Genomic DNA, 14,370 nt, shown 5'->3' with positions numbered 1-14,370 from the left:
ACACCCTAGGGAGACCACCCCATGCCGGATTTAATCGCCGACGCAACGTACCTGGCCGCATTAAGGGGCTACCTCAAGGAGGCCGGCGCATACCTGAAATCCGGCTTCGCCAAGTCCAACAATGAGGACTTCCACGACAAGCTCTTACGGACCCACGGGTTGACATCCCGCGGGGGATCCACCGACATGATTGCGGCAATACAAGCGAACCGCAATCAGGTTAATGAGCAATTGATCAAGTGCCTGAAAGCATGCGATGAAGCGCTCGAGAACGCCGGCAAGGCGTATCGGGCGACTGATCAGGCGCACCACGATGCCCTCGACAAACAGCTGAAACCCGGCAACTGATCGCGTCGGGTTGCCGCAACGAATTGCAGAAAGAGAATGCGATGCCACAACACGACGATGGCCAGGACGATGTGTCCGCCCTGCTCTTCTTCGACACCAATAAGTCCGGCGACGACGGCGGTTCGCAGACATTGGTCGATGCGCTGGGAGCGCGGGCGTCGGATCAATCCCCAGACACCACAACCGATGTCGAAGCCCTTCGTTCGACGACCGACGTTGCCGCCGATGACGCGCAAGAAGACGACGGGTCCGAGTATCAGGCCAAGGTGACCAACCTGGCCGGAACCGTTGCGGTCACGGCGCTTCCAGATGGCAGTGTCCTGCAGATCGATCTGCGCCCGACGGTGACCAGCATGTCGGAAGCAGCGCTCGCTGACGAGATACTTGTGATTGCCGACCTGGCCCGGCAAAAGGGGCTGGCCAAACAGCAGGCATTCGTCGCCGATTTCGTGCGGGGAGTTGAGATTGACGACGGCGGTGCCGCCCAAGAACTCATCGCCAACTCCACGGACCTGCCGACGCCGCAACAGGCCGAGGCGGCACAGGCCGAGGTGTTCGCCAGCCGCTACGCCAACACCGACTGATCCGTTACTTCGCGCCGTCGGCCGGAGGGGGAGCGGGATCGACCTTGCGCGGGCGACGACCGATGACCCCCTCGGTCCACGGCCGCTCCTCGGTGTAGACGGCCGGGTCGTCCGGCTGCACGCGCTTGGCGGTGCCACCGCCTTTGCCCTGACCGGCTCCGGGCCCGCCCATCGCAGCCCCGCCTCCCATTCCGCCACCGGATGGCGCCGCGCCCGCGCCGCCCGCACCGTGCGGCCCCGGGCCGGCCGCCGACCGCGCCACTGACTCGGGATCCATCGGGATCTGCGCCCTTGGCGTCTGCAACGGGGTTGGCGTCGGCTGGGCGGGGGTTGGCGGTTGCAACGGGGGTTGCAACCGTGGTGGCGCGCCGATCCCGCTGCCGCCCAACGACACTCCGGCTCCTGCCGAGGCGGCCGGGGCAACGTGCGGTGGGTGCCCACCGAGGGGAAGGGGCGGTATCAACGGTGCACCCGGTACATGGGCTGCCGGAGTCGGCTTGGGGCCCATGCCTTTTGCCATATTCGCGAGCTGGCCCGCCGCGCCCATCAGCTTCGACGGGGATGGCAGCTTCGGCATGCCGGACTTGCCCATCGACTTGGCAAGGGCTTGTTGGGCGTTCAGCGACTTGGCGAGATTCTCCTTCATCGCCTTCTGCGCCTCCTGCGCCCGTTCATCGGCTTCGTCCTGCGCCTCTTGTTGCGCGATCCGCGCTTCCTCTCGCGCCTTGCGCCCGTCTTCGAGCGCCTCTTGCCGTGCCTTTCGCATCTCTTCTTGTGCGATGCGGGCTTGCTCTTGCTGCTGCTTCAGCAGCTCTTGCATCGGCTTGTACGCCTCTTGCTGTGATTTGAGTCTTTCTTCCTGGGATTTTCGCCCCAGTTCCTGCGCCTTTTCTTCGGGTGTCGTCAGCAGGTCCGAGTCGGCCCGTTCGGGAGGCATCAACAGGTTCAGCGGCGACAGCGGCAAACCTGCCTTCTTCCGGTATTCGGTTCGCACGTCTTCCGACAGTTTCTGCATCTTCAGGTAGGCCGCGTAGTCCCTGCTGCTGATTCTTTTGGCGGTCAACTTCGCGTAGAGCGGGTCCACTTGCGCGGATCGAGGGTGCTGGCTGGCGGCTGCGTAATGCGCGAAGGCAAGGTCGCGGGCCTGTTGACCAAGCGTTCTCGAACTGCTCGCCATCTGGGTCAGCCAATCCCGGTGCCGCTGGAACTGGGCCTCGACCTGAGTCACTGCCTTGCCGCGCCAGGAGTCGAAGGGCCGGAACCGGAGGGCGGCGTCGTGCAACGCTCCCTCGTATCCCGTCCACGCGTCCGCAAAATCAAGCAACGATCTGGCGTTCGGGTCACCCGCGTGAATTTGTTTAGCCGCTTCCCGCACGCTGAGAAACTTGGTGTCCAGCGCCGTAATTGATGCTCTGGTTGCTTCGTAGACTCCCGCAGACGGTAGCGAAGGCGGTACATAGGCGGGGCTGGAGTCGGGCACCAGCTGGTACGTCGTGGGTTTCCGGCCGAGTGGTGACGAGGACGCGCCGAATGTCAGGCTGCTCGCCGCACTCTGGTCGACGTCTTTGTAGGCCTTGGCCGCTTGGACCAGCAATTGCGCCAGGCGCACCCATCGTTCTTCGCCGGCCTTCAGCGCCACCCGCATGTTGTCGGCGGACCGTTGAAGAACCGTGACCGCGTTCCTGGTCATTGCCAGCTGGCCCGGCGCTGTCGGCTGCAGGATTGGCCACCGCGGCATCGCACCGCCCAGCTCTTGAGCTCGCATGAGGAGCTCCCGTGGCTCCACATTCAAGTTATTCATCGTCTGCGGCCTTGCCTGTCCGGCTGCCACAAAGGCCCCACGACGGAGGGCGGCAACCATCGTCGCTAATGGTTCGGAGATTGCGTCACTGGTATTGCGTGGGGAGAGTTGGCACAGCTTGTCTGCCCGAGACAAACCCGACGTCTGGGAGCCTAAACGACATTCGGCTTTTCGGCGCGTGATCACCGCACTTTCGGTGAGCCGGTCAAACCCGGAGTCACACTTGTTAATTGGATGAACAACCGGTGTAGACGAAGTTAATCAGGAACCCGTCGCGGATTCGTCATAAAGGCCGGCCGTTCGCCGGCGATAAGCCGGGTCGCTCAGTGCGGCGTCGCAGAGCGCGGCAAGGTGTTTCCAGTACAGCCAGTCGGCGATCGCCGTGCGCCGGGTTTCCGCGTCGACCCGACGGTGTGCCGCCTTGAGGGCAAGCTGTTCGGCCTGAGATGCATAACTGAGGAACGCGCGCAGGTGTGCGTCCTCCCGGCCGGTGTCGGTGCTGAACATCGGCTCCATTACCTCGAACCACAACATGCCCTCTTCTTCGGCCGGCGGGCTGATTTCGGCGGGCGCGGGCGGTAACCGATCGCGCAAACTCTCATCGGGGACCGCCGCCAGCCACTCGGCCGCCTGCGGGTCGACCACTTCCAGACGGGTCCGCCCGATCATCTCCCCGCTATCCGGAATGTCATCCGGCTGCAGCTCGACCTTTTCCACCCCGGGTTCGGAATCGGCCAACTGGTCCTCGGTGGCGATGACCGCCCGCAGCTCGTACTCGTGGTGCGATGCCCAGCCCTGCACGGCGATCACCGGGTAGGTTGCCCAGCTCGCCCGGTCAGCGGCCGGGATCTCCTCGTCCGCGCTGGCCAGGTAGACGACGTCGGGCAATCGCACCCCGTCGGGGATGTACGCGATGCCATAACTGTTGGCCACCACGATCGTGCCCTCGGTCGTCACCGCGGTCACCCAGAAGAACCCGAAATCGTCCCCCTCGTCGTCGTCACCACCGGCGCCCGCGTTCAACGCGGCGGCGATGCGCCGGGCCAGCAGCAGCGGATCGACCCCGTCGCGGCGCGACGCGTCCGCGGTGGCGGCCTCGGCGACGGCATCACGTTCGGCCCGTGCCGCCGACACCGGGATCGATGCCAGCACGGCGTCGCGGCCGCGCGGCGGCGGTGGCGGGGCGAGCGACGCACTCGCCGGCTTGGATCCGGTGTCCGCGGCCGGGTCGGCAGCGACCGGGGAGGTGCCGGGCGTCGCCGGCTGCAGCGGCATGCTCGTCGGCGCAGCGGGGGCTGCCGGGCCTGTCCCGCCCGCACCGATTTCCGGAGCCGCGGACGGTGCCGGAGCCTGCGGCATCGCGGGCGCCATCGGACCGTGCGGGGGCGCCGGAGCCGACGGACTCAGCGGAGCTGCCGGCGCCGCCGGACTCAGTGGGGCGTGCGCGCCGCCCGGCCCGACCGGCATCGGTCGAGCTGGCTGGCCGGGGCCCGACGGTGGCGCCGCGTGCGCGGCCGCGGGTCGGTGGGGCGCGACAGTTGGCTTCGGCGAGCCCGCGAGTGACTGCGGGATTCCTCGCCCGCCTGCACTCGCACCAGGTTGGGATGCCGAAAACAGCCCTCGGCTGCCCGCTCCCGTACCTCGCGGTGGAACCGACGCTGGTCGCTCCTTTTGCGCCGTCGGATCCGTGGGGCTTCGTGGATCGCCCGGCGCCTTCGAACCATCCGGCGTTGCCGGGCCCGGACCGTTCTGGGTGCCTGGTTGGGAACCATCCGCTGTTTGGGGCTCGTCCGTCGTTCCGGGGTCATCCGCCGTTCCCGGACCATCCGGGCTCTGCTGGTCCGCGGGGTCTGGTGAGTCGCCCGACGTTTCCTGATCCGTCGACGGGTCCGCCGAATCCGTCGCACCGTCATATGACGCGGGTTTCACGGCGCCGTCCGATGGCTCCGCATCGCCGTTCCACCCCGAAGCCCCGGGGTCGGCCGTCGCTTCCGGATCGGCCGGGCCTGACCACCCTGCGGGGTTGACGGCATCCTCTGATGCGTTCGGAGTCAGCGACGCCGGCGGCCCGCCACCGCCGACGCTCGGGTCCGGCGTACCGGGACCGCCGGCAGCCGGCGCCGTCGAGTGCGGTAGCTGTTCCTGGGTTGGGGGTGGCGCCGACGAGAGCTGCGGACCGCCGCCCGGCGCCGGCGCCTGGGGTGCCGAATGCGCGGCGTTGAGCCCCGGCGTTGCGGCCTTCTCTTTGTTGCCGGTGAATTGAGCCTGGGCCAGTTGGTCGCCCAGTTTCTGGTCGGTCTCGGCGTACATGCGAGCCGCCGCGGCGATTTTGTTTCCCGTCGCCGTGATGGCGGCCTGGGCGGCAGGCAACCCCTCGGTCACCGGAGATTCGATCATCGGCATGGTCACGTTGATCGCTGTCGACACCGCATCCGGTCCGGTCGCGGCGATGGGTGGCGGCGGCACCGGTAGGACCTGGTCTTGCAAGGTGGAGCCGGCGAGTTCGAGCTGCCAGGGATCAACGACCAAGGGTTCAGGCATCGCCCAAATCCCGTGCGTAGGAGCGCATTCGATACCCCCGGGAGTACTACATTGATGCACCACGATCGCGAACAGGCCCACAACAGCGCGCAGACACAACGCCGACCCGTCGGCAGCCTAACAGTCACCCGAGCCGCAGCCCGCCCTGTTTCACCGGCGTTGGTCTAGGGGGCGTGCAGGCGTAACCATGCTGCTCTCGCTGACCCCCGCGCGAGCAAACAGCCTGACCAGAACCGCCGCGCGTACCGATGTGCCATGATGTCTCAGCTGTCGAGAGTGGGGAGCAGCGGTGGATCTGAACTTGTCGATGATCACGCGGCCGGTGGAACGACTGGTCGCGACGGCCCAGAACGGCCTGGAGGTCTTACGGCTGGGGGGCCTGGAGACCGGCACCGTTGCGTCGCCGTCGCAGATTGTCGAAAGCGTGCCGATGTACAAGCTGCGGCGCTACTTTCCGCCCGACAGCCGCCCCGGCCAGCGTCCCGTCGGCCCGCCGGTGCTGATGGTGCATCCGATGATGATGTCGGCGGATATGTGGGACGTGACCCGCGACGACGGCGCGGTCGGCATCCTGCACTCGCACGGGCTGGACTGCTGGGTCATCGACTTCGGTTCACCCGACAAGGTCGAGGGCGGCATGCGCCGCAACCTGGCCGACCACATCGTCGCGCTCAGCCAAGCCATCGACACGGTCCGCGATGCCACCGGCGCCGACGTGCACCTGGTCGGGTATTCGCAGGGCGGAATGTGGTGTTATCAGGTCGCCGCCTACCGGCGTTCGAAAGCGCTGGCCAGCATCGTCACCTTCGGTTCACCGGTGGACACCTTGGCCGCCTTGCCGATGGGCATCCCGGCAAACTTTGCCCCGCCGGTCGCCAACTTCATGGCCGACCACGTCTTCAGCCGGCTGGCCATCCCGGGCTGGATGGCGCGGGCCGGCTTCCAGATGCTCGACCCGCTCAAGACCGCCAAGGCACGGGTCGACTTCGTGCGTCAGCTGCACGACCGCGAGGCGCTGCTGCCCCGCGAACAGCAGCGCAGGTTCCTCGAGCGCGAGGGGTGGATCGCCTGGTCCGGCCCGGCGATCTCCGAGCTGCTCAAGCAGTTCATCGCCCACAATCGGATGATGACCGGCGGTTTCGCCGTCAACGGGCAGATGGTCACGCTGACCGACATCACCTGCCCGGTGCTGGCGTTCGTCGGCGAGGTCGACGACATCGGCCAGCCCGCGTCGGTGCGCGGCATCCGGCGGGCGGCGCCCAACGCCGAGGTCTACGAGGCCCGCATCCGCACTGGCCATTTCGGCCTGGTCGTCGGATCCAAAGCGGCAGAACACGGTTGGCCCGTCGTCGCCGCGTGGATCGAATGGCTCTCCGCCGGTGGTGACAAGCCGTCGGGTATCGACCTGATGGCCGATCAGCCCGAGGAGCACACCGACAGCGGCGTCGCGTTGAGTTCGCGGCTCACACACGGCATCGGCGAAGCGTCGGAGGCGGCGCTGGGGCTGATGCGCGGTGCGGCCGATGCGGTGGTCGCGGCCAACAAATCCGTGCGGACCCTGGCCGTGGAGACCGCGCGCACGCTGCCCCGGCTGGCCCGGCTCGGGCAGATCAACGATCACACCCGAATCTCGTTGGGCCGCATCATCAGCGAACAGGCTGGCAACGCGCCCCGCGGCGAGTTCCTGCTGTTCGACGGCCGGGTGCACACCTATGAGGCGGTCGACCGGCGTATCAACAACGTCGTCCGCGGCCTGATCCAGGTCGGGGTTCGGCAGGGCGACCGGGTCGGCGTCCTGATGGAGACGCGGCCCAGTGCCATGGTCGCGATCGCCGCGCTGTCCCGGCTCGGCGCGGTCGCCGTGGTGATGCACCCGGAGGCCGACCTGACCGCATCGGTCCGGCTCGGGCGGGTCACCGAGATTCTGACCGACCCCACCAACCTGGAGGCCGCGCGTCAATGGCCGGGTCAGGTTCTGGTGCTGGGCGGCGGTGAGACGCGCAACCTGGACCTGCCCGATGACGGCAACGTCATCGACATGGAGCAGATCGACCCGGACGCCGTCGAGCTGCCCGCCTGGTACCGGCCCAACCCGGGGCTGGCCCGCGACCTGGCGTTCATCGCGTTCAACACGGCCGGTGGCGAGCTGGTCGCCAAGCAGATCACCAACTACCGATGGGCGGTGTCGGCCTTCGGGACCGCTTCGACGGCCGCCCTGGACCGCCGCGACACCGTGTACTGCCTGACCCCGCTGCACCACGAGTCCGCGCTGCTGGTCGCGCTGGGCGGCGCGGTCGTCGGCGGAACCCGCATCGCACTGTCGCGCGGCCTGCAGACCGACCGGTTCGTCAACGAGGTGCGGCAGTACGGCGTCACCGTGGTGTCCTATACCTGGGCGATGCTGCGCGACATCGTCGACGATCCCGCCTTCGTGCTGCACGGCAACCACCCGGTGCGGCTGTTCATCGGCTCGGGTATGCCGACCGGATTGTGGCAGCGGGTCGTCGACGCGTTCGCCCCCGCGCACGTCGTCGAGTTCTTCGCCACCACGGACGGACAGGCGGTGCTGGCCAACGTGTCCGGCGCCAAGATCGGCAGCAAGGGCCGGCCGTTGCCCGGCGCCGGCCGTGTCGAGCTCGGCGCCTACGACACCGAACACGACCTGATCCTGGAAGACGAACGGGGCTTCGTGCAGGTCGCCGACGCGAATCAGGTCGGCGTGTTGCTCGCGGCGTCCCGAGGACCGATCGATCCGACGGCGTCGGTCAAACGCGGCGTCTTCGCGCCCGCCGACACCTGGATCTCCACCGAGAACCTGTTCCGCCGCGACGAGGACGGGGACTACTGGTTGCTGGGCAGGCGCGGCTCGGTGGTGCACACCGGGCGCGGGTTGGTCTATTCCGATGCGGTCACCGATGCGCTTGGTTTGATCAACGGCGTGGACCTCGCGGCGACCTACAACGTGCCGTTCGGCAACCTGGAGGTGGCGGTGTCGGCGGTGACGCTGTTGCCGGGAGCCAGCATCACGGCGGCCGATTTGACCGAAGCGTTCGCCGACCTGCCCGTCGGGCTCGGGCCCGACATCGTGCACGTGGTGACGGAGATGGCGCTGAGCGCGACCTACCGTCCGACGGTCAGCGCGCTGCGCGCGGCCGGGATTCCCAAATCCGGGCGCCACGCCTGGTATTTCGACTCCACCAGCGGGCAGTACCGCAAGCTGACGCCGGCGGTGCGGGCCGAACTGAGCGCCACCTACAAGGGCAACGATGCTTGACGACACGCTGCTGAGCATTCTGGTCTGCCCGCAGGACCACGGCCCGTTGCTGCTCGTGGGTGACGAACTGCTCTACAACCCGCGACTGCGTCGCGCCTACCGCATCGAGGACGGCATCCCGGTGCTGCTGATCGACGAGGCGCGCGATGTCGACGACGACGAGCACGCCGGTCTCATGGAACGAGGCCGTCCGGCAACTCGCCAGTGAGGTAGCGCTGCAGATTCGGCGCGATGGTCGCCGCGACCTGCTCGGACGGCAGGGACGCGAACGGCTCGAGTGCCAGGATGTAGCGGGCCATCACCACGCCGACCATCTGGGACGCGACGAATTGGATGCGGATGATTCCGCTTCCCGGGGGGTTGTCGACCCGGGATCCGACCTCCACGGCGATCACTTCCTGGATGAAGGACCGGAACAGATTGACCTCCGACCCGGCCACGATGGACCGCAGCGCCGCGATGAACCCGGTGCCAAGTTCGGAATCCCACAGCGGCAACAACATTGACGGCAGCTTGTAGCCGATCTCCTCGACCGGAATTTCGCGCAACGGAACGATGATGTCCATCGGGTCGATCGGAATACGCACGGCCGCGGCGAACAGCTTCTCCTTGGTGCCGAAGTAATGATGCACCAACGCCGAGTCGACACCGGCCGCGGCGGCCACGGCGCGAATCGAGGTATGGCCAATACCGTTGCGGGCGAACAATTCCCGTGCGCTGGTCAGGATCCGCTCGCGGGTGTCGGAGTTCCCGGCCGGCCGCCCTGGCCGCCTGCGCCCGGTGTTGGTCGCCGTCACGTTATGGCGTCCGGCGCCGCAGTGTCGCCGCGGCCAGGCACAGCGCCGCGAACGCAGAACCCGCCACGACGACGATGTCGCGCACCGCGGTACCGGTCAACTCGGTATGCGAACTGACCTGTTGCAGGGCCTCCAGCGCGTAGCTGGCCGGCAGGACATTGCTGATCCATTGCAACCAGTCTGGCATCAGCGCGCGCGGGACGATGATGCCGGCCAGCAGCAACTGCGGCACCATCACCAGAGGGATGAACTGCACGGCCTGAAACTCGGTGCGGGCGAACGCGCTACACAGCAGTCCCAGGCCAACACCGAGCACCGCATTCACGATCGCGATCACGAACACCCACACCCAGCTGCCCGCGGTCTCGAAACCCAGGAACCAGAACGACACGGTGCACGCCACCGTCGCCTGCGCCGCCGCGGCGATCGAGAAGGCGGTGCCGTAGGCGATCAGCAGGTCGAGCCGGCGCAGGGGAGTGGTCAGAATGCGCTCCAAAGTCCCCGAGGCGCGTTCCCGCTGCATGGTGATCGCCGTGATGATGAACATCACGAACAGCGGGAACAGGCCCAGCAGGATCAGGCACGCGTTGTTGAACGGCGACGGCGTGCCCGGCAGATGCCGCGCATTGTGAAACATGAAGTACATCAACGTGATAACCAGTACCGGCACCACGAGGATCATCGCCACGCTACGGTGGTCGGCGGCCAGCTGGCGCAGAATCCGCGTCGTGGTGGCGGTGTACCCCTTGAGCCCTAACCGGCTTGGCGCATGCTGTGCTTGATGATGGACAGAAACGCGTCCTCCAGTGACGTGCATCCGGTGTCCTCTCGTAGTTGGGTCGGCGTGGTGTGGGCGACCAAGTTCCCGTCGCGCATCAGCAATAGGTCACCGCAGTGGTCTGCCTCGTCCATCACGTGACTCGAGACCAGCAGGGTGGTCCCGGCGCGGGCGAGGTCGTTGAACTGCTCCCAGAGGTCGGCCCGCAGTACCGGATCCAGCCCGACCGTGGGCTCGTCGAGCACCAGCAGCTCCGGCTGGCAGACCAATGCGCACGCCAGCGACACCCTGGTGCGCTGGCCGCCGGAGAGGTTGGCGCTGAACGCGGTCCGGTGATCGGTCAGCCCGACCCGCTCGATCGCGTCGTCGGCGGCGTGGCTGTCGAAGCCGTAGAGCGCCGCGAAGTAGCGAACGTTGTCGACGATCCGCAGGTCGTTGTAGATGGTCGGGTCCTGCGGCAGGTAGCCGACGCGGCGACGCAGTTCGGGGCAGCCGGCGGGTTTGCCGAGCACGGTCACGGTGCCCGACGTCACGATCTGCGTGCCGACGATGCAGCGGATCAGCGTGGTCTTGCCGCAGCCGGAGGGGCCGAGCAGGCCGGTGATGCTGCCCTTCCCGATCTGCACCGAGAAGTCGTGCAGAGCGGGGCGTTTGCCGCGGATAACCCGCAGATGGTCGATGTCGACGGCGGGCTCGCTGCCGTCCGGGATTAATTCATCACGAGATGAAATCATCATGTGATGAATATCCGCCTCGGGCGCGGAAGTGTCAAGGGGGCGTGGCGCGGCGGATTTAGGGGGAGCCGGGGCGGCGCAACGGCAGATGACCGTGCACGCCTTCGGCGTACGCGGTTTCCGCGTGCTGAGTGAAGTCGACGCCGGTGGTCTCGTCTTCGGGGCTGAGCCGGAAGCCCATCACCCGCTCGATCACCTTCGCGAGGACGAACGTCACCGCGAACGCATACGACGCGACGACGACGATCGCGAGCGCCTGCTTGCCGAGCTGGCCGAAGCCACCCCCATAGAAGAGTCCCTGCGGGCCCGACGTCATGACGGCCGTGGCCAGCAGTCCGATCAGGAAGACCCCGACCACCCCGCCGACGAAGTGCACACCGACGACGTCGAGCGAATCGTCATAGTTGAAGCGTAATTTCGCGGTCACCGCGAACGCGCACACGACGCCCGCGGCGAGGCCGACGGCTGCCGCGCCCAGCGTGTTGACGGTTCCGCACGACGGGGTGATCGCGACGAGGCCGGCGACCACACCGGATGCCGCCCCGAACGTCGTCGGCGTGCCGTCACGGATCTGCTCGACCGTGAGCCAGCCGAGCATGCCGAGGCAGCCCGCGACGAGCGTGTTGAGGAAGATGGCCGCGGCAGTTCCGTTGGCCGCCAACGCCGACCCGGCGTTGAACCCGAACCAGCCGAACCACAGCAGCCCGACACCGACGAAGAGCAACGGCAGATTGTGCGGGCGCATCGAGTCTTTCTTGAAGCCGATGCGCGGCCCGAGCACCAGCGCCAGTGCCAGTGCCGAGGAACCGGAGACGATTTCGACGACCAGGCCGCCCGCGTAGTCGAGCACGCCGAGCTTGGCCAGCCAGCCGCCGGGCCCCCATACCCAGTGCGCGACAACCGAATACACGACGATCGCCCAGACGGGAACGAACACGATCCAGGCGGCGAAGCGGGCGCGGTCGGCTATCGCGCCGCTGACCAGGGCCGCGGTGATGATCGCGAAGGTCAATTGGAAGGTGGCATAGAGCAATTCGGGGACCGTGCCGTGTGCGGTGTCGGGCGTGATGCCGAGCATCCCGAGATGGCTGAGGTTGCCGATGAAGCCGCCCGCCCCGTCCTCGGAGAATGCGAGGGTGTAGCCGACCAGCAGCCATGCGACCGTGACGAGCGGGATCGAGACGAAGCTCATCATCATCATGTTGAGCACCCCGGTGGTGCGGACCATGCCGCCGTAGAAGATCGCCAGGCCGGGGGTCATCAGTAGGACCAGTGCGGTACTGGCCAGCAGCCATGCGGTGGCGGCGGGGTCGATTGCATGCATTATTTGGGCTCCTTCGCCTCGCGGCAACCGGGAGTTTGCCATGTTTGTGGTCTCGGTAGGTTCGGTGGGTGGGTGCGAGCGAGCTGGTAGTCGACCCGGTCGCGGCCGCGCACCGTCTGCTGGGTGCCACCCTCACCGCGCGGGGCGTGCGCGCGATCGTCGTCGAGGTCGAGGCCTACGGAGGGGTTCCCGACGGTCCCTGGCCGGACGCGGCGGCGCACTCCTACCGCGGGCGCAGCGGCCGCAACGGGGTGATGTTCGGGCCCCCGGGACACCTGTACACCTACCTCAGCCACGGGATCCACACCTGCGCCAACGTCTCGTGCGGGCCCGACGGCACGGCCGCGGCGGTGCTGCTTCGCGCCGCCGTGATCGAGGACGGTCTCGACATTGCCCAGCGACGCCGCGGTGCCGCCATCCGCGCCGCCGCGCTGGCGCGTGGTCCGGGAAATCTGTGCTCGGCGTTGGGAATTGCGATGTCCGACAACGGGATTGATTTGTTCGATCCGGACAGCTCGGTGACGCTGACGTTGAATGCGGTCGACGGCGCGGTGGCGGGCCCACGGGTGGGCGTCAGCCAGGCCGCCGACCGGCCGTGGCGGCTATGGCTTGCGGGTCGACCAGAGGTCTCGGCGTATCGGCGAAGTCCGCGGGCACCTGCCCCGGGCGCCAGCGACTAGCCTCTTACCCGTGATCCTCGACGAGCTGGGCTGGCGTGGGCTGATCGCGCAGTCCACCGACCTCGATGCCCTGGCCGCCGAAGTGCAGCGCGGACCGCTGACGGTGTACGCGGGCTTCGACCCCACCGCGCCGAGCCTGCATGCGGGGCATCTGGTGCCGTTGCTGGCCCTACGGCGCTTTCAGCGGGCCGGACACCGTCCGATCGTGCTCGCGGGCGGCGCCACCGGCATGATCGGGGACCCGCGTGAGGTCGGCGAGCGCAGTCTGCACGAGGCCGGCACCGTCGCCGAATGGACCGAGCGGATTCGCGGACAGCTGGAACGCTTCGTCGACTTCGACGACTCACCCAGCGGCGCGATCGTCGCCAACAACCTCGAGTGGACGGGCCCGATGTCGGCGATCGAGTTCCTGCGGGATCTCGGGAAGCACTTCTCGGTCAACGTGATGCTGGATCGCGACACCATCCGGCGGCGACTCGACGGCGACGGGATCTCCTACACCGAGTTCAGCTACATGCTCCTGCAGGCCAACGACTACGTCGAATTACACCAGCGCCATGGCTGTGCGCTGCAGATCGGCGGCTCGGATCAATGGGGCAACATCATCGCCGGGGTCCGGCTGGTGCGACAGAAGCTCGGCGCGACGGTGCATGCGCTCACGGTGCCGCTGGTGACGGCGGCCGACGGCACCAAGTTCGGCAAATCCACCGGCGGCGGCAACTTGTGGCTGGACCCGCAGCTGACCAGTCCGTATGCCTGGTACCAGTACTTCGTCAACACCGCGGACGCCGACGTGATCCGGTATCTGCGGTGGTTCACCTTCTTGTCCGCCGAGGAGCTGGCCGAGCTGGAGCAGGCCACCGCCGAGCGTCCGCAACAACGCGCCGCCCAACGCCGGCTCGCCACCGAACTCACCGTCCTGGCGCATGGCGAGGAGGCCACCGCGGCCGTCGAGCACGCCAGCAAGGCGCTCTTCGGCCAAGGCGAGCTGGACCGTCTCGATGAGGCGACGCTGGCGGCCGCGCTGCGCGAAGCGTCGGTCGCCGAGCTCAAACCCGGTGGGCCCGACGGGATCGTCGACCTGTTGGTGTCCAGCGGCCTGTCGGCCAGCAAGGGCGCCGCGCGGCGCACGATCGGCGAGGGCGGCGTTTCGGTCAACAACATTCGGGTCGACAGCGACGAATGGTCTCCGCAGGATTCGGATTTCCTTTACGGCCGGTGGCTGGTTCTGCGTCGCGGCAAGCGCAACATCGCCGGCATCGAAAGGGTCTAGAAAAAGTATTCAGCGGGGACCTCGCCAATCGGAGGGGAAGCCGATATGAGAGGAGGGGAGCCTCGTTTGGAAGGAGCGACGAGATCCCCGCTGTGAGAACCAGTTTTCCCGGATTTGCGGCGTGCTGGTATCCCACAACCGGTTGAATTAGGGGAGGAAATCCCGTGTCCCCCATTCGGGGGACGGCATCGTCCGGCCCGACGGGCGTCGGTAGATTCAAATTGCTTGCGCAGCAA

Annotated in this window: 12 protein-coding genes; 6 read left to right on the top strand and 6 right to left on the bottom strand. The window is 67.4% G+C overall.

Translation table 11 applies throughout. The annotated features are described in order from the left end of the window. Positions 1–21 precede the first annotated feature (21 nt). Complete coding sequence (locus LMQ14_RS15055; protein WP_267730383.1) at positions 22–348, top strand: type VII secretion target; 327 nt, start codon at positions 22–24, stop codon at positions 346–348. Positions 349–389: 41 nt separating this feature from the next. After that, positions 390–932 (top strand): YbaB/EbfC family DNA-binding protein, encoded by a 543-nt coding sequence (locus tag LMQ14_RS15050; protein ID WP_267730382.1) that lies wholly within the window; start codon positions 390–392, stop codon positions 930–932. Positions 933–936: 4 nt separating this feature from the next. On the opposite strand, the gene LMQ14_RS28170 is transcribed toward LMQ14_RS15050, so the two are convergent. Then, positions 937–2,697 carry a PPE domain-containing protein gene (locus LMQ14_RS28170; protein ID WP_324291059.1) on the bottom strand — a complete coding sequence of 587 codons (1,761 nt, stop codon included), beginning with the start codon at positions 2,695–2,697 and terminating at the stop codon, positions 937–939. Positions 2,698–2,994: 297 nt separating this feature from the next. Further along, positions 2,995–5,274 (bottom strand): hypothetical protein, encoded by a 2,280-nt coding sequence (locus LMQ14_RS15040; protein ID WP_267730381.1) that lies wholly within the window; start codon positions 5,272–5,274, stop codon positions 2,995–2,997. A gap of 307 nt (positions 5,275–5,581) precedes the next feature. Here LMQ14_RS15040 and LMQ14_RS15035 point away from each other — a divergent pair, with 307 nt between their 5' ends. Beyond that, positions 5,582–8,548 (top strand): acyl-CoA synthetase, encoded by a 2,967-nt coding sequence (locus LMQ14_RS15035; protein ID WP_267735524.1) that lies wholly within the window; start codon positions 5,582–5,584, stop codon positions 8,546–8,548. Next, the gene (locus tag LMQ14_RS15030; RefSeq protein WP_267730380.1) at positions 8,541–8,756 is read left to right on the top strand and encodes a Trm112 family protein; all 216 of its coding nucleotides are present in this window, start codon (positions 8,541–8,543) and stop codon (positions 8,754–8,756) included. The genes LMQ14_RS15035 and LMQ14_RS15030 overlap by 8 nt, the downstream gene beginning before the upstream one ends. Here the strand turns inward: LMQ14_RS15030 and LMQ14_RS15025 are convergent. Genes LMQ14_RS15025 through LMQ14_RS15010 form a run of 4 tightly spaced genes read right to left on the bottom strand, consistent with a single transcriptional unit; the run spans position 8,722 to position 12,181 of the window. Then, positions 8,722–9,345, bottom strand: a complete 624-nt coding sequence (locus LMQ14_RS15025) for a TetR/AcrR family transcriptional regulator (RefSeq protein ID WP_267730379.1) — start codon at positions 9,343–9,345, stop codon at positions 8,722–8,724. The two genes, LMQ14_RS15030 and LMQ14_RS15025, sit on opposite strands and share 35 nt — an antisense overlap. Before the next feature lies 1 nt (position 9,346). Continuing rightward, a complete protein-coding gene (locus tag LMQ14_RS15020) occupies positions 9,347–10,162 on the bottom strand; it encodes an ABC transporter permease (RefSeq protein ID WP_267730378.1) in 816 nt (271 codons plus the stop codon). Further along, positions 10,099–10,860 (bottom strand): ABC transporter ATP-binding protein, encoded by a 762-nt coding sequence (locus LMQ14_RS15015; protein WP_267730377.1) that lies wholly within the window; start codon positions 10,858–10,860, stop codon positions 10,099–10,101. Before LMQ14_RS15015 ends, LMQ14_RS15020 begins: the two co-directional genes overlap by 64 nt. Positions 10,861–10,915: 55 nt before the next feature. Beyond that, on the bottom strand, positions 10,916–12,181 hold the full coding sequence (locus tag LMQ14_RS15010) for an ammonium transporter (RefSeq protein WP_267730376.1): 1,266 nt from the start codon (positions 12,179–12,181) through the stop codon (positions 10,916–10,918). A gap of 68 nt (positions 12,182–12,249) precedes the next feature. Here LMQ14_RS15010 and LMQ14_RS15005 point away from each other — a divergent pair, with 68 nt between their 5' ends. Both LMQ14_RS15005 and tyrS read left to right on the top strand, forming a co-directional pair. Continuing rightward, positions 12,250–12,861 carry a DNA-3-methyladenine glycosylase gene (locus LMQ14_RS15005; RefSeq protein WP_267730375.1) on the top strand — a complete coding sequence of 204 codons (612 nt, stop codon included), beginning with the start codon at positions 12,250–12,252 and terminating at the stop codon, positions 12,859–12,861. A gap of 10 nt (positions 12,862–12,871) precedes the next feature. Then, a complete protein-coding gene (gene tyrS / locus LMQ14_RS15000; RefSeq protein ID WP_420714513.1) occupies positions 12,872–14,134 on the top strand; it encodes a tyrosine--tRNA ligase in 1,263 nt (420 codons plus the stop codon). Positions 14,135–14,370: the final 236 nt, after the last annotated feature.

Source organism: Mycobacterium sp. Aquia_213 (assembly GCF_026625985.1).
In the GTDB taxonomy this organism is placed as follows: Bacteria; Actinomycetota; Actinomycetes; order Mycobacteriales; family Mycobacteriaceae; genus Mycobacterium.
The sequence above is the reverse complement of the archived record's forward strand: the minus strand, read 5'-3'. Positions and strand labels throughout refer to the sequence as shown.